Here is a 20,448-nt window from a genome sequence, read left to right on the forward strand (position 1 = left end):
TTCGGCCGGTCAGCTGCTGGGACCATCGGCCGTATTCACGGCCCGGCTGGACTAGAGTGGTGGAATGACAGGCCCCGCGGTCCCGTTCCGCGAAATCGTTCTGAAGGTTCACAGCAGGTGTGACCTCTCCTGCGATCATTGCTATGTCTACGAACATGCTGATCAGAGCTGGAGAACCCGGCCGAAGACCGTTTCTGATCAGGTCATCTCCAGGACGGCTCAGCGTCTCGCTGAGCACGCCAAGACACACGCACTGCCCTCCGTGTCAGTGATCCTGCACGGAGGGGAACCTCTACTGGCAGGCCCCGCCCGACTGCGGCGCGTCTGTGAGGAGTTCGGCAGGGCCCTGTCGGGCATCGCCGATCTCGACCTCCGGATCCATACCAACGGCCTCCAGCTCAGCCCCCGTTACCTGGACCTCTTCGACGAGTTCGACGTCAAGGTGGGTATCTCCCTCGACGGCGACCGTGCGGCCAACGACCGGCACCGGCGTTTCGCCGACGGACGCAGCAGCCACCCCCTCGTGCTGAAGGCGGTCGAGCTGCTCAGGCAGGAGCGCTACCGCCATCTCAATCTCGGGCTGTTGTGCACCGTCGACATCGAGAACGACCCGCACGCGGTGCTCGACGCGCTGGTCGCGCTCGACCCCCCGCTCATCGACTTCCTCCTCCCGCACGCCACTTGGGACGAGCCGCCGCCCCGCCCCGACGGATCACCCACGGCCTACGCCGAGTGGCTCCTCGCGGTCTTCGACCGCTGGCAGGAGCAGGGCGGCCAGGTACCGGTGCGCCTGTTCTCCTCGGTGCTCTCCACGCTGAGCGGCGGCCCCAGTCTCACCGAGTCCCTCGGGCTGGCCCCCACGGACCTTGTCGTCGTCGAGACGGACGGTCAGCTGGAACAGGTCGACTCCCTCAAGAGCGCCTACGAGGGCGCGGCAGCCACCGGGTTCGACGTGTTCTCGCACTCCTTCGACGACGTGGCCGCCCATCCCGGGGTCCGGGCACGGCAGCTCGGGCTGGCAGGTGTCAGCGAGACCTGCCGCCGCTGCCCCGTCGTACGGTCCTGCGGCGGAGGGCTCTACACCCACCGGTACCGCTCGGCGAACGACTTCGACAACCCGTCCGTCTACTGCGCCGACCTGGAGGCGCTGGTGCGGGGGATCCAGGCGCGCACCAGCGCGACCACCGTGTCCCCCGCCGTGACCGGGCGGAGCGAACTCGCCGCCGAGCAGCACGACCTGACCCGTACGCTCCTCGCCGGCCTCCACGAGGCGCTGGGCGGCCGGGGCGGTGCGCGGTGGGACGAGGCGTGGGAGCTCGCGGGCGTTCTCGAGTCCTCCCCTGAGGGTGCCGCCGGCCTCGACCGGGTCGTGACCCATCCCTACACGCGCACCTGGCTGCTCGACGCCCTCGAAGGGCTGCACGCAGGGCGGCCCGAGGCCGTCGCCCGTGCGCTGCGGCTCCCGTCGTACGTGGCGGCCGCAGCGGTGCGTTCGGGCCTCGACATCGAGGTGTCCGCCGACCACCGGGACGGCAGGCTGTTCCTCCCGACGCTCGGCGAGCTGCGGGTCGCCGGGCCGGGAGAGTCGGGCCGGGTCCGGGTGCGTGCTGTCGGTGACGGGTTCTCGGTCCGGCGGGACGGGGGCGGTGAACAGTTCGTCCCCGAAGGGGCGGAGGGCCCCGACTGGCTGCCGGTGCGGCATGTCACCGCGGGAGGCACCGCTCTGTTCGCCCTCGACGACCTCGACCCCTACCGGGACTGCTTCGAGGCTCCGGCCGCGCCACGGCTCGACCGGGCGGAGGCGGAGGCCTGGTCCGACGCGGTCGGCCGGGCGTGGAAACTGCTGGAACAGGCCGCGCCCCAGCAGGCGGTGGATGCCGCGGAGAGTCTGACCACGCTGACCCCGCTCGTCGCCGGCCGGAACACGAGGCGGCCGCACGGCCACGGGGCCGTCGGGCTCATGATGACGCAGGACACCGAGGAGCTCGCCCTGGCCTTGCTGCGCTCTCTGCGGCGGACCAGGCTGCGGGCCCTCCTGGACGTCACGGATCTTTACGCGCTGGACGGATCTTGGGAGTATCGGCTGCCCTGGGAGCGGAATAGGGCGGTCTCGTTTTCGGGGCTGCTGGCCGATACGTTCGAACGAGTGGGGCTTTCCTTCCTCGTTCCCGGATTCACGGACGGGGTGCCGGAAGCACTCGACATGATGGAGAGGGCGGCGGAGCCCACGGTCGGAGGAACACGGCTGCTGAGGTCGCTTCGGGAGGAAATGGGAGGTGTGCATGGGACAAGTGGGATGAACGCCCTCATGAATCCCCTGGATCATGAACCTGCTCGATGATTCCTGGGTAGGGATGACTGAAAAGCGGCGTTGAATGACCGAACGTCATGGGGGTGGAGCACAGTCCGCTCCGGAATGATGAATTCGCTCGCATCCTCTCCACAGTCATGGGAAGCGGGTGCTCACACAGGACGGGGGTCGTGTGCACGCATGACGCAACAGCGAGCGGACCATCGGCCGTACTTTTTTCTGAGCTACGCGCATACACCGGGGTACGGCGGTGGATCGGACCCGGACATGTGGGTCGAACGGTTATTCCAGGATCTCTGCGGTCATGTGATGGCCCTGACCAATCTTCCCGCGGGATCGCCGGCCGGCTTCATGGACCGGGAGATACGCTCGGGTGAGGGCTGGTCCGAGCGGCTCGGCAGTGTGCTCGCCAACTGCCGCGTCTTCGTACCCCTGTTCTCGCCGCGGTACTTCGCCAGCGAGATGTGCGGCAAGGAGTGGTACGCCTTCGAGCAGCGCGCCATTCATCACCGTGCCCGTCTGGACCAGCCGGCCGAGGCGATCGTGCCCGCGCTCTGGGTGCCGGTGCCGCCGAGCCAGCTCCCGGGTCCTGCCGAGCGGTTGCAGTTCAACCACCGGGATTTCGGTGACCGTTACGTCAGCGACGGGCTCTACGGGCTGATCAAGCTCACCCTGTTCGCCCAGGACTACGAGCAGGCCGTCTACCAGCTCGCCAAACGCATCGTCCATGTCGCCGACACCGTGCAGATCGGTTCGGGCAGGCCCCTCGACTTCCGCCTCGCCCCCAGTGCCTTCGGCGCGCCGGGCAGCGGCGCGGGTGCGCCGAGGCCCATGCGGATCACCATCGCCGCACCCACCCGCCACGATCTGCCGGACGGCCGGAACCCGGACTACTACGGCGACAGCCCGCAGGAGTGGAACCCCTACCACCCGGCCGCCGCACGGCCGTTGGCCTACATGGCCGAGGAGCTGGTGCGCTCCCTCAACTACCAGGCCGTCATCACCTCCTTCGACGAGGAGCCCGGACAGCGGGAGGGCAAGCAGTCGCCCAGCACCCCCGAGATCCTCCTCGTCGACCGCTGGGCCCTGCGGGACGAGGACCTGAGACGTCGGCTGGCCGCCTTCGACGGGGAGAACAGACCCTGGGTGACCATGGTCGTCCCGTGGTGCAGGGAGGACCCCCAGAGCAGGGCGGCCGAGGCCGAACTGACCGAGACACTGGAGCGGACGATGCCGGTCAAGATGCGCCAGGGGCGGGCCTTCTGCCGTGTCGCGGCCAAGGGGGTCCCCAGCATGGAGGCGTTCGGCCAGATCCTGCCCCAGGTGGTCGAGGCGGCTGCCCAGCAGTATCTGAGGCATGCCACCGCCTACCCACCGGCCGGTGGGCGGCACAGCGAGCGGACGCGGCTGATGGGGCCGATGGGCAACACCCAGTTCATACCCGACATGCACGACCCTGCGACGGATGCGGAGGACGTATGACAGCCGGTCGTGACGGGCGCGTCGTCACTTTCTACTCGTACAAGGGCGGCACGGGGCGCACCATGGCCCTGGCCAACACCGCCTGGATCCTCGCCGCCAACGGCAAGCGGGTGCTGGCCGTGGACTGGGATCTGGAAGCCCCGGGACTCCACCGCTTCTTCCACCCCTTCCTCGACCCCGCGACGCTCGGGGCCACCACCGGCGTGATCGACCTGATCACCGAATACGCCTGGGCCGCGACCAACCCCGCCCAGCGGGCCGACGACTGGCACAAGGACTACGCCCGCATCCAGCCGCACGCGGTGTCGCTCACCCCCGAGACGCTCGGCTGGGAGTTCCCGAAGGGCGGCACCCTCGACTTCGTGTCCGCCGGACGGCAGAACCGCGAGTACTCGGCCACCGTCTCCACCTTCGACTGGGACAACTTCTACGACCGGCTCGGCGGCGGCCACTTCTTCGACGCCCTGCGGGACGACATGAAGGCCCACTACGACTACGTCCTCATCGACAGCCGTACCGGTCTCAGTGACATCGCCGACATCTGCACCGTCCACCTCCCGGACGTGCTGGTCGACTGCTTCACCCTCAGCGACCAGTCCATCGACGGAGCCGCGTCCGTCGCCCGGCAGATCGCCGAGCGCTACACCGGCCGGCCCATCTCGATCTTCCCCGTCCCCATGCGGATCGACGAGGGCGAGAAGGAGAAGGCCGACGCGGGGCGGGCGCTGGCCCGGCTGAAGTTCGACCGGCTGCCCCGTGATCTGTCGGGTGAGGAACTCACCGCCTACTGGGGCGCGGTGGAGATCCCCTACCGCCCCTACTACGCGTACGAGGAGACCCTCGCCACCTTCGGCGACGAGGCCGGTCTCAGCAACTCGCTGCTGTCCGCCTTCGAGCGCCTCACCGCGGTCGTCACCGAGCAGGAGGTCACCTCGATGCCCCCGGTGGGCGAGGAGGTCAGGCTGCGTATCCGCGACGCGTTCACGCGCCGCAGGCCCGCGCTGCCCGCCGATCTCTTCCTCAGCTATGTGGCGGAGAATCGCATGTGGGCCGACTGGATCGAGTCGGTCCTCACCCGGGCCGGTTTCCGGGTGGTCCCGCGCGATGTGTCCGCCGAGCCGGGGCCCGAGGACACGGCGCACGCGGCCGAGACCGCCACCCGCACCGTCGTCCTGCTCTCCAGCGCCTACCTCAAGTCGCAGCGGGCAGTGGACCTGTGGGACAGGGCGGTCTCGGAGGATCCCGGAGGCGGGCGGCGCCAGCTGCTGCCGCTCAGGGTCAGCGACGTCAGGCTCTCCGCGCCGTACATCGACCGCAACCCGGTCGACCTGTTCCGGCTGGACGAGGTACATGCCACCACGGCCCTCATGCGCGCCCTGGACCGGCCGGTGCAGCTGGGCGACGGGATGGCGCCCGGCCCCCGTTTCCCCGGCACCGTGCCGAGGATCTGGAACGCCCCGCCCCGCAACCCCGGTTTCACCGGCCGCTCCCTGGTCCTGGAGCGGATGCGCGACCAGCTCGGCGGCGGCATGGCCGTCGTGCTGCCGCAACCGCAGACCCTCTACGGGCTCGGCGGTGTGGGCAAGACCCAGGTGGCCCTGGAGTACGTGCACCGCTTCATGGCCGACTACGACCTGGTGTGGTGGATATCGTCGGAGCAGGTCGACGACGTGGTGGCCAGCCTCGCCGAACTCGCCGTACGGCTCGGCGCCCAGGGCGGCGACGACATGGCGGCGGCCTCCCAGGAAGCCGTGGACCTGCTGCGGCGGGGTGTGCCGTCGGAACGCTGGCTGCTGGTCTTCGACAACGCCGACGATCCCGAACGCCTCAGCCGCTATTTCCCGCAGGGTGGCTCGGGCCACATCCTCGTCACGTCCAGGAACCAGTCCTGGTCCCAGCACGGCGACGCGCTGCCCGTGGACGTGTTCCTGCGCGAGGAGTCGATCGAGCATCTGCAACGCCGGGCCCCCGGGCTCAGCACGGAGGACGCCGCGCAGGTGGCGACCGCGGTGGGCGACCTGCCGCTCGCGGTCGAACAGGCGGCGGCCTGGATCGCGGAGACCGCCACCCCCATCGGCGCGTACCTGGAACAACTGGCGCGTCAGGCGCCCCAGGTCCTCGCCCTGAACCAGCCGGCCGGCTACCCGGAACCCGTCGCGGCCACCTGGAACATCTCCATCGCACGCCTCAAGGAGCGCTCGCCCGCCGCGGTGCGGCTGCTCCAGCTCTGTGCGTTCTTCGCACCCGAGCCGATCTCAGCGAACCTCCTCTACAGCAAGGAGATGATCGAGGCACTGAAGCCCTACGACGCCTCGCTCCAGGAGAAGCTCGTCCTGGGCCGGGTCATCCGGGAGATCGGCCGCTTCGCCCTGGCCAAGGTCGACCAGGTGTCGAACTCCATCCAGGTGCACCGCCTGGTGCAGGCGGTCATCAGGGCCCAGCTGAGCGAGGAGGAGCAGCGCGAGGCCAGGCATGTCGTCCACCGCATCCTGGCGGGTGCCAGGCCCGACGACGACGAACCGATCGACAACCCCGAGACCTGGCCGCGCTTCGCCACGATCTGGCCGCACCTCGGGCCGTCGGACGCCCGCAACTGCAAGGAGCCCGAGACCCGCAGGCTGCTGATCGACCGGGTGCGCTACCTGTGGAAGCGCGGAGACGTCCGCACGGCCGGCCGGCTCGGGGACGAACTCCGCGAGACCTGGCGGGAGATGCTGGGGGAGCGCGACCTGCAGTACCTCTACCTCTGCTTCCACCAGTCCAACATTCTGCGTACCAGGGGGCGGTACGTGGAGGCCAAGGAGCTCGACGAGTTCACCCTCAGCCAGCAGCGTGAGGTGCTGGGGCCCGAGCACCCCCACACCTATATGACCACCAGCAGCCTGGCCATCGACCTGGGTCTGCTCGGTGACTACGGCAAGGCGATCGAGCTGGCGACCGCGGCACACGAGGGATTCAGCCAGATCTTCCACGACAGGCACCCCAGGACACTGGCCGCCGCGAACAACCTGGCCTTGAACCTGCGGAGCGTCGGGCAGTACGCCCGCGCCAGGGAGATCGACCAGGACGTCTACGACCTGCGGTCCGAGGTGCTGGGCCCGGAGCATCCGTACAGCCTGTCCTCCGCCATGTGTCTGGCCCGTGACCTGCGTGAGGTCGGACGGTACGAGGATTCGGTGGGGCTGCTCAGCCGGACGTACGACAGCTTCAAGGCCACCCTCGGCCGGACCTACCCCACCACGCTCAGCGCCGCCAAGAGCCTGGCGGTCTCGCTGCGCAGGGCGGGGCAGCTGGAGGACGCGCGGAGGCTGACGGTGGCCACCCGGGCCAGGTACCGGGCCAAGTACACCTCGGCCAACCCCGAGTCGCTGGCCTGTGACCTCAACATGGCGGCGGACCTGTTCGCGGCGGGGGAGGCCGTCGAGGCCAGGGACACCGCCCAGGAGGTGGCCGACCAGTACCGGAACGTGCCGGGGGAGCACCATCCCTACACCCTGGCCGCGCAGAACAACCTGGGCGCCTACCTCTCGGGGGCGGGCTCGCCGGTCGAGGCGGAGAAGCTGCTGACGCGGGTGGTCGCCTCGATGCGCGAGGTGTTCGGGCGCGAGCACCCGAACACCCTGTTCACCGTCATGAACCTGGCGAACGCGACGGCACGGCAGGGCGATCTGGAGCTCGCCCTGGAGACGGAGTGGCGGGTCGCCGGTCAGCTAAGGGAGGCACTCGGAGCGCATCACCCGGAGACCCTGGCCATGACGTCGAACCTCGCGGTCACACTCGGCGCGATGGGACGCGAGGACGAGGCGTTGAGGCTGCGGGCGGAGACGGGCGACGAGCTGGCACGGCAGCTCGGCGACGAACACCCGCTGACCCGGATAGCGCGGGACGAGCGCAGGTTCTGGCGCGAGCTGGAGCCGATGTCGGTGTGATGGCCGTGATGCGGGGGCCCGGGGCTCCCGCATCGTTCATCTGCCCGCCGCACGGTGTGCGTGCCGTGTGTGCCGGGCGGCTGCCGTGGGGATGCCGCGGGTGGCTAGCGTCGCGCTGTCTCTGAACGCTCCACCCCCTCGGAAGGTGCGCGATGTCCTTGCTCACGTCTCCGCCCGTGAAGCGCGCGATGCGCCCCGTCATCACGGCCCTGGACCGCAGGATCAAGAGACTTGCCAGGCTGGAGAACACGGAGCTGCGCCGGCAGCTGGAGCAGGCCCAGCGGCAGCTGGACGGCGGGGCGGTGAGGAGCTACGCGGTCGAGCTGTTGCTCGGGCGTGCCGGACGGGGCAGTCACCGCACCCCCACCAGGACCCAGGTGGAGAAGCTGGCCGCCGAGGTGCGTGAGGTCACCGGTGTCCAGACCGCCGAGCGCCATGTCCACCTGGCCTACCGCACGCTGGTCGTGCTGGAGGCGCTGGGCTCGGGTCGGGTGGCGGGCGGCACGATGAACGTCGTGGGCAAACTGTCCACCGTGCCGCTGCTGAAGCCGCCGAACGACGAGGTGCTGGAGATCGGCACGCTGCACGGTCTGTTCGCGGCGGGCCTGGTGCGGCAGCTGGTCAGCGCGGGCTACGCACCCCGTCTGACGATCGTCGACCCGCTCGCGGACGTCCAGCTGCAACCGGGCCATGTGCTCGGGGCCGATCCGTCCGGAACCCCGATCAGTGAGAACGTCGTACGCGCCAATCTGGGGCTCTCCGGCCTGCCCGACGAGCGGATCAGGCTGCGGCGCGGTTTCTCCAACGCCCCCGAGGTCAGGGCCGCCGTCTCCGACCGTGAGTACGGCGTCGTCGTCATCGACGGCGACCACTCGGAGGACGGGGTGCGGGAGGACCTCGAATGGGCCGAGACGCTGGTGGCGAGCGGCGGTGTGGTTGTCATCGACGACTACACCGACAGGAACTGGCCGGGCGTCGAGGCCGCGGTGGCCAAGCACCTGGAGGGCGACACCCGTTTCACCTTCATCGGCCGGACCTCGACCTCCGGTTTCCTCCGGGCCGAGTGATCCGGCAGGGCTCCAGGGCCGAGTGATCCGCCAGGGCTCCAAGGCCGGGCGATCCGGCGCAGCTCCCGGGACGGAGTCCTCCGGCTCGGGAGCCCCACCGCCGGTCAGCCGACGGCGGCCGCCCGCTCGTCCAGCAGCCAGTTCAGCACCTCGGGCAGCACCGACAGCGCGTCGAAGTGCGCCGCCGCCGGTTCCAGCACGGCGGTGGCGCCAGGGATCTGCTCGGCCAGCCAGCGGGAGTGGCCCACCGGCGAGAACACGTCCTTCACGCCGTGCCACAGCATCACGGGACAGGTGATGTCGGCGGGGTCGAACCCCCACGGCCTGCAGAACGCGATGGCGTCGTCGATCCAGCCGTACGCCGATGTACGCAGCCCTTCACGGTAGTTGGCCAGCAGCATCGTGCGGATCCCGGCGTCGTTGACCACGACACGGTCGGAGTCGGTCAGCTCCCGGCGCAGGTCGTCCAGGAGCCGGACCGGGTCCTGGCGGATCTCCTCCGAGCGGCTGATGAAGGACTCCGCGAGACCGTCCGGATCCGCCGCCGCCGTCGAGTACGCGAGCACGTTCGACGCGGCCATCCCGTCGAACCAGTCGAGCCCCTCGGCGTCCCAGGGCGCCAGGCTGACCAGCGCGGCTGTGCGGGTGACCCGTTCGGGCATCAGCGCCGCGCAGGCCAGGGCGTGCGGCGCGCCGCCCGAGCGGCCGACCACGGCGAAGCGCTCCAGGCCGAGCGAGTCGGCGATCGTGCGTACGTCCTCGGCGACATCCATGACCCGGCGGCCCGGCAGCCGGTCGGATCCGCCGTACCCCGGGCGGTCGTAGGCGATCAGCTGCATCTTCCGCTGGTAGAGGACCATCCCGCGGGGTGCGGGGCCCAGCCTGCTGCCCGGCATCCCGTGCAGCAGGAACACCGGTCTGCCCTGGGGATCCCCCTGACGCTCGACCATCAGATGCCGTCCGTCCGCCACGCGCACCCGACTTCGCACGCCGCCCCTCCGCTCGGTCACCTCGCTCGGTCCGGGCACCACGTACCCGGCGTGTACTGCCTGTTCGATGATGACCTATCGGAGGCGATACCGGCACTCCCCGTCGGGACGAGCCGGTGGTGTTCGGGATGTGCGGGCGCATTCGGGGGTGTTCGGCTTCAGGAGCGTTCGCCACAGCATCCGGACTCCGGGCGTCCATTACAGGACAGGACTAGTCCTCACCCGCTGTTCAAGGACCGTCGCGCCGGGTGTTCATGAGCGGAACCGACGTGGTGCGGTGCCCGGGTTGTGAACACCTGAAGGGCGAACCGTTGTTGTCGTGTGCGCGTCCGGAAGTCGACCTTGTGTGCTATCGGTCCCATGGGAATAGTGGGCGCCCCATCCTCCGTGTTCCGGACACCCCACTTGTCCGTGCACGGCCCCCACAGGAGGTCGAAGTTGAAGCACCGACGCATATCGAGGAAGGGTGTGGCCACGGCCGGCACCGCCGTGCTCGCTCTGGTCGCCGCAGGAGTGACGTTCCAGACCGCGAACGCCAGTGACGCCGTGCCCGAGTTCACCGCGCGCTCCCTCAGCGCCCAGTCGGCCGGAACCCTCGCCGCGGACCTGGGCAAGACCCTGGGCGCCGACACGGCGGGCTCGTACTACGACGCCAAGGCCAAGAACCTCGTCGTCAACGTCGTCGACGAGGCGGACGCCGAGCAGGTCCGCCAGGCGGGCGCCAAGGCCCGAGTCGTCCAGCACACGCTCGCCGAGCTGAAGAGCGCCCGGCAGACCCTCACCGACAAGGCGAGCATCCCGGGCACCTCCTGGGCCGTCGACCCGGTCAGCAACAAGGTGGTCGTCACCGCCGACCGTACGGTCGACGGCGCGGCCTGGGACAAGCTCAGCAAGGTGGTCGACGGGCTCGGCGCCAAGGCCGAACTCAAGAAGTCCGCAGGGGAGTTCAAGCCCCTCATCGCGGGCGGCGACGCCATCTGGGGCAGCGGCGCACGCTGCTCGCTGGGCTTCAACGTGGTCAAGGGCGGCGAGCCGTACTTCCTGACCGCCGGCCACTGCACCGAGGCGGTCACCAGCTGGTCCGACTCGCAGACCGGCGCGGAGATCGGCGCCAACGAGGAGTCCAGCTTCCCGGGCAACGACTACGGCCTGGTCAAGTACACCTCCGACATCGACCACCCGAGCGAGGTGGACCTCTACGACGGTTCCGCCCAGGAGATCACCCAGGCCGGCGACGCCACCGTCGGCCAGACGGTGACCCGCAGCGGTTCCACCACCCAGGTCCACGACGGTGAGGTCACCGCACTGGACGCCACGGTCAACTACGGCAACGGCGACGTCGTCGAGGGCCTCATCCAGACCACGGTCTGCGCCGAGCCCGGCGACAGCGGCGGCGCGCTCTTCGCGGGCGACACCGCGCTCGGTCTGACCTCGGGCGGCAGCGGCGACTGCTCCGCCGGAGGCGAGACGTTCTTCCAGCCGGTGCCCGAGGCACTGGACGCGTTCGGCGCCGAGATCGGCTGACGCCGGCTCCGTACGCCTGCCACGGCCCGCTCGCTCCCTCACGGGGGCGGGCGGGCCGTGGCGCTTCCGAGGTCCGGCCGTGCGTCCGGCGTGTCAGGGGGCCAGCTCCGCCAGTGCCCTCGCGACGGGGGCCCGGTCCAGCGGGCCGAGGTGCGATGCGTCGGGGAAGTCGTGGACCGTGAAGTGGTTGCGGGGCGTGCGCGCGTCGGCCTCCGCGATCATCCGGTCCTGGAGCTTCGTGGCGATCGTGCGGTCCCTGCCGAAGCGCAGATAGGTGCGGGGCAGCCGGCCCCAGGATTCCGGTGTGCCGACGGCCCGGCCCGCGTAGACCGTGGTCGACTCGTCCGTCTGTATGCCGCCCAGCCGCTGCCGGAACACGGAGTCCGGGTAGTCCGCGCACATCATCTCGTGGAGCGCCTGAAGGTCCTTCGTGTCACCCGTACGGGGATTGAGCCGCATCACACCGAGCTGCTCGGGGTCCCCGACGATCTGGCCGAGCGGGATGAGAGCGTCCGCGTTCTCGGGCGCCGCTGTGCAGGCGTCGGGGGTCGGCAGGACGGGGCTGGGGCAGAAGGCCGCCATGTAGCAGATGTGGTGGAGCAGTTCGGGTACGGCCTCGCCCACCCGGGTCACCGTGGCCCCGCCCAGGCTGTGGCCGACCAGGACGACGGGGCCGTGCGCCGCGACGCGGCGTACCACGCCGGTGACATGCCGCTCGTAGTCGTCCAGGCTCAGCGCGGCGACCGGCGACGGCTCGGTGGCCAGGGCCTCGAGGTCCTGCCGCTGGTACGACTCCGGCACGAACGCCTGCGAGCCGTGCAGCGGCAGGTCCACCGCGACGACGCGGTGGCCGCGCAGGACCAGCTCCTGAGCCACGGGCTGCCAGTACGCCCCCGCGCTGTGCGTGCCGTGCACCAGTACGTACGTACACGGCCCCGTCCCGGGGCGACCGCTGCCACGCCCGGCCGCGGCGGCCGGCGCCGCCCCCGCACCGGCGCCGAGTGCGACCCCGCCCAACGTGAGCCCGAGTCCTCGCAGCACGCCCCGTCGGGGAGTGGTCGCCCGCCCGTCGTCCTGGTGGTCCGTCGTTCTGTGATTCTTCGTCATGTCTCGACGCTATGGGGGTCCCGGGGGCGCCGGAATAGGGTCACACACCCGGTCCGGACCGGGGCTGGCTGTACCCGGTGGTGCGGGGCCGGCTGTACCCGGGCGGTCCGTGGCCGCCGAGTCAGGCGAGGCTCGATCCGCTCCCGGGGGAGTCCGTCGCTTCTCCGGGGGCCGCAGCCCGCCGCGCCCCGTCCGTGTCCCGGCCGCGCAGCGACAGGAGCAGGGTCAGGGCCGTGCCGACGACAGCCCAGGCGGAGAGCACCAGCAGGGGGCCGGTGACCGCGTTGCCCTTGAAGTACGCGATCGAGCGGGCCGTCCAGGTCCCCGCCCCGGGCGGCAGGGCGGGGCCGATCGCCCGCCAGAAGTCCGGCAGCATCGGCAGCGGGAAGGCACCGCCCGCGCTCGGATTGCCCGCGATCACGACCAGCAGGACGGCCAGGCCGATGCCGACGATGCCGGTGAGCGCCTCCAGGGCGAGCGTGATCATGCCGACCGCGAAGACGACCAGGGCGCCCAGGCCCGACAGGCCCCAGAAGCTGCCCGGGAGCGCGCCGAGGATCGGGCCGATGATGATCGCGCCGCCGATCCCGCCGGCGATCGAGTACAGCGCCATGACTCCGGTGCGGATCACCGCGCGCTGACGGTTGGCGGGCTTGGTGCCCGCGCTGATCGCCAGGATCGATGCGCAGAGGTATCCGCCGACGCACCAGCCCACGACCAGGTAGAACGACGAGAGGCCGTTGAAGTCGCCCGAGGACGCGGGGGCCACGTCCACGGTCCGCACCGTGCGGTGCCGGGGCCCCTCCGCCTCCTCGATGATCTTGGTCAGCGTGTTGGCCAGCACGGTGCCGCCGCCGGACGCGACGAGCACGGTGTCGGTCGACCCGGTGGGGCTGACGATCAGGGCGCCGTCGATGTCGCGGTTCTCGATCTGCCGGCGGGCCTCCGCCTCGCTCGGCACGGCGCGCGGATCGAGCGGGCCGCCCGGCAGGCCGTCCAGCCGGCCGACGATCTGCCCCGACGACTGCTTCGGGGCGACGACCCCGAGGGGTACGTCCGTCGGGGCGGGCCTGTGGAGTGCGCCGACGTAGGAGGCGATGAACAGCAGCTGCAGTGCCAGCACGCCGATGACCAGCAGCGCGGCCCGTGCGGTGACGGCGCTCTTCACCTCGTCAGCGAAAGTCATGCCCCCACGGTCGGGTCGGGGCGCCGCTCGCGCAGGCGGGGCGGGCCGAATGGCGGAGCGGTGGCCGCGCCCAGGTATGCACGAACACGGTTATCGTACGAACGTTCGAAACTTGGTCTATGGTGGAGAGCGAGGGGGTGGCGAGTACGGAACGGTCCAGGAGGTGCGGATGCCAGGGTTCACGCATCTGCATACCGTTTCCGGGTTTTCCCTGCGGTACGGGGCGTCGCACCCGGAGCGGCTGGCCGAGCGTGCCGCCGAGCGGGGGATGGACGCCCTCGCGCTGACCGATCGGGACAGCCTCGCGGGCGCGGTCCGCTTCGCCAGGGCCTGCAAGGAGGCCCGGATACGGCCGCTGTTCGGCGTGGAGCTCGCGGTCGCACGGCAGACCGGCGGGGCGGTGCGTACGCACAAGTCGCGCACGCCGGTCCGCGGAGGTGCCTTTGTCGATGAATCCGCACCCCGTGTCACCTTCCTCGCCCGCGACGGCGCCCGAGGCTGGGCCGAGCTGTGCCGGCTGGTCACCGCGGCCCACGGCGCCGGGACCCCCGCCGGGACCCCGGACGCCGGGCAGCCTCTGCTCGGCCGTGACGCGCTGCCCGCCGAAGGGCTCACCGTGCTGCTCGGCCCCGCATCCGAGGTGGGTGCCGCGCTGGCCGCGGGCCGCCCCGACCGGGCCGCCGTGCTGCTCGCCCCCTGGCGGGAGATCTACGGCGACGCCCTGCGCCTCGAAGCCGTCCATCACGGCCGCGAGGGCACCGGACCCGGATCGCTGCGGCTCGCCGCCCGTACCGTCGGCTTCGCCGCCGAGCAGGGGGTGCGGGCCGTGCTGACCAACGCCGTCAGGTACGCCGACCCCGGACAGGGCCCCGTCGCCGACGTGCTCGACTCGGCCCGCCGGCTCGTCCCCCTCGACCCCCGCCGCTCCCCGCTCGACAGCGGGCAGCGCTGGCTCAAGGACGCCCACGCGATGCGGGAGACCGCCGAGCGGATCACCTCGGCCGCGGGGCTCGGGCGGGACGCGGGGCAGCGGCTGCTGGCCGAGACCCGGCGCACCGCCGACGCCTGCCGCGTCGACCCCGAGGGCGACCTGGGACTCGGCGGCGTCCACTTCCCCGAACCGCACCTCGTCGGCGCGGGCCGGCGCACCGCCCAGCGGGTGCTGGCCTCCCGCGCCGCAGCGGGCATGGTGCTCCACGGCTACGACCGCAGGCACGACTACTGGGACCGGATGCACCGCGAGCTGGACATCATCGCCCACCACGGTTTCGCCTCCTACTTCCTGACCGTCTCCCAGGTCGTCGACGACGTGAAAGGGATGGGCATACGGGTCGCCGCACGCGGCTCGGGGGCCGGCTCCCTGGTCAACCATCTGCTCGGCATCGCCCACGCCGACCCGGTCGAGCACGGGCTGCTCATGGAGCGCTTCCTGTCCGAGCGGCGCTTCGTGCTGCCCGACATCGACATCGACGTGGAGTCGGCCCGCCGCCTGGACGTCTACCGCGCGATCATCGGACGCTTCGGCGCCGAACGGGTCGCGACCGTCTCCATGCCCGAGACCTACCGGGTGCGCCACGCCATCCGTGACGTCGGCGCCGCGCTCTCCATGGACCCGGCCGAGACCGACCGGCTCGCCAAGTCCTTCCCGCACATCCGGGCCAGGGACGCCCGCGCCGCGATGGAGGAACTGCCCGAACTGCGCGCCGTGGCCGGGCGGAAGGAGAAGTACGGCCGGCTCTGGGAGCTGGTGGAGTCGCTCGACGCCCTGCCGCGCGGCATCGCCATGCACCCGTGCGGGGTGCTCCTCTCGGACGGCGCGCTGCTGCGGCGTACACCGGTCGTGCCCACCAGCGGCGAAGGCTTCCCGATGTCCCAGTTCGACAAGGACGACGTGGAGCACCTCGGGCTGCTCAAGCTCGACGTGCTCGGCGTGCGGATGCAGTCGGCGATGGCGCACGCGGTCACCGAGGTGAAGCGGGCCTCGGGACGTGAGATCGACCTGGACGCCGTACCGCAGGGCGACCCGGAGACGTACCGGCTGATCAGGAGCGCCGAGACGCTGGGCTGCTTCCAGATCGAGTCGCCGGGCCAGCGCGACCTGGTCGGCCGGCTCCAGCCCGCCACCTTCCACGACCTGGTGGTCGACATCTCGCTGTTCCGGCCCGGACCGGTCGCCGCCGACATGGTGCGGCCGTTCATCGAGGCCAGGCACGGCCGCGCGCCGGTGCGATATCCGCACCCCGACCTGGAGGGTCCGCTGCGCGACACCTACGGGGTGGTCGTCTTCCACGAGCAGATCATCGAGATGGTGGACATCATGACCGGCTGCGGACGCGGCGAGGCCGACCGGGTGCGGCGCGGGCTCTCCGACCCCGAGTCGCAGGCCCGGATCAGGGTCTGGTTCGCACAGCGGGCGGCCCGGCGGAAGTACGACATCGAGGTGATCGCCCGAGCCTGGGAGATCATCGAGGCGTTCGGGAGCTACGGCTTCTGCAAGGCGCACGCGGTCGCCTTCGCCGTGCCGACGTACCAGTCGGCCTGGCTCAAGGCACACCACCCGGCGGCCTTCTACGCCGGGCTGCTCACGCACGACCCCGGGATGTACCCGAAGCGGCTGCTGCTCGCGGACGCGCGGCGGCGCGGGGTGCCGGTGCTGCCGCTGGATGTGAACCGGTCGGCGGCAGCCCATAGGATCGAACTGGTGTCTGGTGACCATGGCGATAAATGGGGATTGCGTCTTGCTCTTTCGGACGTCCACGGCATCAGTGAGGCCGAAGTCGCCCGGATCGAGGCCGGACAGCCCTACACCTCGCTGCTGGACTTCTGGCAGCGGGCCAGGCCGGGGAAGCCGGCCGCGGAACGGCTGGCCCAGGTCGGCGCGTTGGACGCCTTCGGCGCCAACCGCCGCGATCTGCTGCTGCATCTGACCGAGCTCCACCGCGCCCAGCGGAGCTCGGGTTCCGGCACGGCGGGGGCCCAGCTCCCGCTCGGCGGCGGACACAGGACCGGCACCGTCGGACTGCCCGACCTCAACGAGGCCGAACGCCTCAGCGCCGAGCTCGGCGTCCTCGGCATGGACGTCTCACGCCATCTGATGGGCGATCACCACGCCTTCCTGGAGGAGCTCGGCGCGCTCTCGGCCAAGCGGCTGCGGGAGGCGGGGCACGGGGAGACCGTGCTGGTCGCGGGCGCCAAGGTGGCCACCCAGACCCCGCCGGTACGCTCCGGGCGCCGGGTCATCTTCACCACCCTGGACGACGGGACGGGCCTGGTCGACCTCGCCTTCTTCGACGACAGCCACGCCGCCTGCGCGCACACCGTCTTCCACTCCTGGCTGCTGCTGGTGCGCGGGGTGGTCCAGCGCCGCGGCGCACGCAGCCTGAGCGTGGTCGGCTCGGCGGCCTGGAATCTTGCGGAGCTGGCCGAACTCCGGCACACCGGCGGCCTCGACGCGGTCGCGGCACGGCTGGCGGAGGAGCCCGAGGCCGACGAGGAGGAGACCCCCGACGACGGCCGCCGCATCCGGCTGCCGACCGGCTACGAGATGAACCCCTGGTCCGACCTCAGGCCGGCCGGCGAAGGGACACCCACCGGACGGAAGCTGTGGCACCAGAGCCAGGGGAGCGCGGGATGAACGACCAGCCGGCCGTCCTGTGTCTGCGGTTCCGCCGGATCGGCGGCGGACTGCCGGACAGCGCGGGCTACGAGGGGCTGCTCGCCCTCCTCGGGGCGTTCACCCCGGTCGTCGAGGCGACCCCGCCCGGCGCCGCGCTCGCCGATATCAGCGGCGCGCTGCGCTACTTCGGGCAGGACACGACGGGCCTGGCCTCCGTGATCCGGGTGCGCGCGCTGGCCCTGCACGGCGTGGACTGCGCGATCGGCGCGGCCTCCAACCCCATGCTGGCCAGGATGGCCGCACGGCAGGCGACGCCCGGGACGACCTTCGTCGTGCCACCCGGCGAGCACGCCGGCTTCCTCGGACCCAGGCCGGCCGCCGCGCTGGACGGCGTCGGGGCGGCGACCGCGCGCACCCTGTGCGGCTACGGGCTCGACTCCATCGGCCGGATAGCCGCCGCACCGCCGGCCACCCTGCAGCGGATCACCGGCGTACGGACCGGGCGCGAGCTGTGGGAGCGGGCCAACGGCATCGACCGTACGCGGGTCGTGCCGAACGCCGCCGCCCGGTCGATCGCCGCCGAACGCTCCTTCCCCCGCGATGAACTGGACCCGGAGCAGCACCGCCGCGCGCTCCTCTCGCTCACCGAGGAGCTGGGGGCGAGGCTGCGCGGCGACGGGCAGGTGTGCCGCGCGCTCGCGGTCTCCGTGCGCTACGCCGACCGGACCGGTTACGCGACGCTGACCCGCAGCCGCACGCTCCAGGAGCCCACCGCCCACTCGGCGGCACTCACCTCGCTCGCGTACCGGATCCAGGACTCGTTCGCCCTGCAGCGGGCGCGGGTGCGGGGGATCGGGCTGCGGGCGGAAGGGCTCCATGACGCGGAACGGGCCGCCCACCAGCTCACCTTCGACCCGGTGGACGAACGGGCGCGGCGGATCGAGGCGGTGTCCGACCGTCTGCGGGCGAAGTTCGGGCCGCAGGCCGTGAAGCCGGGACGGCTCGCGGCCTGATCCCCGAGCGGCTCGCCGTCTGATCCCGGAGCGGTTCCCTGAGGGCTCCGAGGTGCCGAAATCTTTTTACTGACGCGTAACTTCCCCTGCGTCCCTACTCATGCGTAACTTGGCATGAGCACGCACAGAAGAGACGTATCTCACTTGTGGTCCGGACCACAGGGCGCACGTCATCGCAACTCCCTTGAGCCGCAAGGAGATCACCCGATGCTGCCCTGGACCCGTGCCCGGCGCACCCCACGCGCACGCCGCACCCTCGCCGCCCTGATTCTCGCCGTCGCCGCGCTCCTCACCCCCACGGCGACCGCGACCGCGGCGGAAACCGCCGCTCCGTCCAGCGGATGGAACGACTACTCCTGCCGACCCTCGACGGACCACCCACGCCCCGTCGTCCTCGTCCACGGGACCTTCGGGAACTCCGTCGACAACTGGCTGGTCCTCGCGCCGTACCTCGTCAACCGGGGCTACTGCGTCTTCTCCCTCGACTACGGGCAGCTCCCGGGCGTGCCGCTCTTCAACGGCCTCGGCCCGATCGACAAGTCGGCGGAACAGCTCGACGCGTACGTCGACCGGGTGCTCGACGCCACCGGCGCCCCGAAGGCCGACATCGTCGGCCACTCACAGGGCGGCATGATGCCCAACTACTACCTGAAGTTCCTCGGTGGGGCCGACAAGGTGAACGCGCTCGTCGGGATCGCCCCCGACAACCACGGCACCACGCTGCTCGGCCTCACCGGGCTGCTGCCGTACTTCCCCGGGATCGACGACCTGCTCACCACGAACACCCCGGCCCTCGCCGACCAGGTCGCAGGCTCCGCGTTCATCACGAAGCTCAACGCGGGCGACGACACCGTGCCAGGGGTCCACTACACCGTCATCTCGACCCGGTACGACGAAGTCGTGACCCCGTACCGCACCCAGTACCTGGACGGGCCCGATGTGAACAACGTCCTGCTCCAGGACCTGTGCCCGGTCGACCTGTCCGAGCATGTCGCGATCGGGACCATCGACAGGGTCGCCTTCCACGAGGTGGCGAACGCCCTCGACCCGGCGCACGCCACCCCGACCACCTGCGCCTCGGCCATCGGCTGAAACGGCACCGCCGGGCCCCCGGACGCTCTCCGGGGGCCGGCGGACGTCACCACCTCAGGCGCGGTGCGCACCGCCCGAGGACCGGCGGCGCACCGAGAGGAACAAGGCGCTCGCCCCGAGGGCCAGCGCGGCGGCCCCGCCCATCGCGAGGTACGAGGTGCTGTCGCTGCCACCCGTCTCGGCGAGTGCCTCGTCCGCGGGGGAGGCGCCTGCGCTGTCCGGCTCGGGAGCATTGGCCCCGGCCCCGTCCATGTCACCGGCTTCAGGGGCGGGGGCAGCCGCGGTCACCTCCGCGCCGGTCGATGCGTCGTCGTCCCCGTGCCCGCCGTGCTCGACGGACGACTTGGCGGCACCCTCGTCGATCTCCGTCTCGGACGGCGCGGTGGCGGTGGCGGTGTCCGAGGTGGCGGAGGCGTCCCCGCCGAAGACCACGTCGGAGCAGGCGTAGAAGGCCTCGGGGGAGTCCGACCGCTGCCAGACCGTGTAGATCAACTGCCGCCCCGACGCCTCGGGGACGGTGCCGTCGAAGACGTACGACCCGTCCTCCAGCGTCGGGTCGGTGGCCGATGCGAACGGCTTCTCCTCCAGATCCGACCACGTCAGCGGCTGCGTCGGGTCGTAGCTCGCCTTGGTCAGGTACAGCTCGAACGTGCCCTTGTGCGGAGCGGTCGCCCGGAACCGGAAGGTGTGACTGCCCGCCTTCATGGCCGTGGACGGCCAGTCGGCGCGCGGCAGGTCGAGCCCCTTGAACTTGTCGTTGCCCGCGCTGCACAGCCGGCCGTCCGGAATCAGCTCACGGTGCTTGCCCGCCGCGTTGGCGATGTTCACGCCGTTCCAGTCGTACAGCGCCTGGGTGCCGCCGGCCGCCACCGCCGCCTTGCACGCCGCCGACTGCGGGCTCTCCGGCCCCTCCGCGAAACAGGCCGAGACCCGGCTGACCGGATCGCTCAGCGATCCGTGGGCGGCGGCCGGCGCGGCGGTCAGGGCGGTCAGCGCGAGCGGCACGGCGCCGAGCGCGACGACGCTCCCGGCGACCCTACGGCGGCTGGCGGTGGTGACGGCCATGATGATGGTCCTCCTTCGACGCACGACAGAACGCCGTCAAACTAACTGCCGCGCCCCGGGGATCCGC

12 protein-coding genes are annotated in these 20,448 nt (G+C 71.3%); 8 read left to right on the forward strand and 4 right to left on the reverse strand.

What is annotated here, in order from left to right; all coding sequences use genetic code 11:
* Positions 1–64 precede the first annotated feature (64 nt).
* The 4 genes from fxsBH to OG623_RS28465 all read left to right on the forward strand — a co-directional run bounded on the left by fxsBH (position 65) and on the right by OG623_RS28465 (position 8,789).
* The gene (fxsBH, locus tag OG623_RS28450) at positions 65–2,341 is read left to right on the forward strand and encodes a radical SAM/SPASM protein FxsBH, inactivated beta-hydroxylase extension form (protein ID WP_406150346.1); all 2,277 of its coding nucleotides are present in this window, start codon (positions 65–67) and stop codon (positions 2,339–2,341) included.
* Between the two features lie 150 nt (positions 2,342–2,491).
* A complete protein-coding gene (gene fsxC, locus OG623_RS28455; protein WP_406150347.1) occupies positions 2,492–3,793 on the forward strand; it encodes an FxsC protein in 1,302 nt (433 codons plus the stop codon).
* Complete coding sequence (fxsT, locus tag OG623_RS28460; RefSeq protein WP_406150349.1) at positions 3,790–7,722, forward strand: FxSxx-COOH system tetratricopeptide repeat protein; 3,933 nt, start codon at positions 3,790–3,792, stop codon at positions 7,720–7,722. The genes fsxC and fxsT overlap by 4 nt, the downstream gene beginning before the upstream one ends.
* 152 nt (positions 7,723–7,874) lie before the next feature.
* The gene (locus OG623_RS28465; protein ID WP_406150350.1) at positions 7,875–8,789 is read left to right on the forward strand and encodes a class I SAM-dependent methyltransferase; all 915 of its coding nucleotides are present in this window, start codon (positions 7,875–7,877) and stop codon (positions 8,787–8,789) included.
* A gap of 104 nt (positions 8,790–8,893) precedes the next feature.
* On the opposite strand, the gene OG623_RS28470 is transcribed toward OG623_RS28465, so the two are convergent.
* Entirely contained in the window at positions 8,894–9,778 is an 885-nt protein-coding gene (locus OG623_RS28470) for an alpha/beta fold hydrolase (RefSeq protein ID WP_406150351.1), read from the reverse strand.
* 438 nt (positions 9,779–10,216) lie between these two features.
* Here OG623_RS28470 and OG623_RS28475 point away from each other — a divergent pair, with 438 nt between their 5' ends.
* A complete protein-coding gene (locus OG623_RS28475; protein WP_406150353.1) occupies positions 10,217–11,302 on the forward strand; it encodes a S1 family peptidase in 1,086 nt (361 codons plus the stop codon).
* Between the two features lie 93 nt (positions 11,303–11,395).
* On the opposite strand, the gene OG623_RS28480 is transcribed toward OG623_RS28475, so the two are convergent.
* Positions 11,396–12,409 (reverse strand): alpha/beta hydrolase, encoded by a 1,014-nt coding sequence (locus tag OG623_RS28480; protein WP_406150354.1) that lies wholly within the window; start codon positions 12,407–12,409, stop codon positions 11,396–11,398.
* Positions 12,410–12,530: 121 nt separating this feature from the next.
* The gene (locus OG623_RS28485) at positions 12,531–13,595 is read right to left on the reverse strand and encodes a DUF3533 domain-containing protein (RefSeq protein WP_406150355.1); all 1,065 of its coding nucleotides are present in this window, start codon (positions 13,593–13,595) and stop codon (positions 12,531–12,533) included.
* A 169-nt stretch (positions 13,596–13,764) separates the two neighbouring features.
* On the opposite strand from OG623_RS28485, the gene OG623_RS28490 reads away from it, so the two are divergent.
* The 3 genes from OG623_RS28490 to OG623_RS28500 all read left to right on the forward strand — a co-directional run bounded on the left by OG623_RS28490 (position 13,765) and on the right by OG623_RS28500 (position 19,316).
* A complete protein-coding gene (locus OG623_RS28490) occupies positions 13,765–17,229 on the forward strand; it encodes a DNA polymerase III subunit alpha (RefSeq protein ID WP_406150357.1) in 3,465 nt (1,154 codons plus the stop codon).
* Entirely contained in the window at positions 17,226–18,224 is a 999-nt protein-coding gene (locus OG623_RS28495; RefSeq protein WP_406150358.1) for a hypothetical protein, read from the forward strand. The genes OG623_RS28490 and OG623_RS28495 overlap by 4 nt, the downstream gene beginning before the upstream one ends.
* A 207-nt stretch (positions 18,225–18,431) precedes the next feature.
* Positions 18,432–19,316, forward strand: coding sequence for an esterase/lipase family protein (locus OG623_RS28500; RefSeq protein WP_406150360.1), 885 nt, complete (start codon positions 18,432–18,434; stop codon positions 19,314–19,316).
* 54 nt (positions 19,317–19,370) lie between these two features.
* Here the strand turns inward: OG623_RS28500 and OG623_RS28505 are convergent, their stop codons facing one another.
* A complete protein-coding gene (locus OG623_RS28505; protein WP_406150361.1) occupies positions 19,371–20,381 on the reverse strand; it encodes a lytic polysaccharide monooxygenase in 1,011 nt (336 codons plus the stop codon).
* Between the last annotated feature and the right edge of the window lie 67 nt (positions 20,382–20,448).

Origin of the sequence: Streptomyces sp. NBC_01012 (assembly GCF_045162755.1) — a bacterium.
GTDB lineage: Bacteria > Actinomycetota > Actinomycetes > Streptomycetales > Streptomycetaceae > Streptomyces.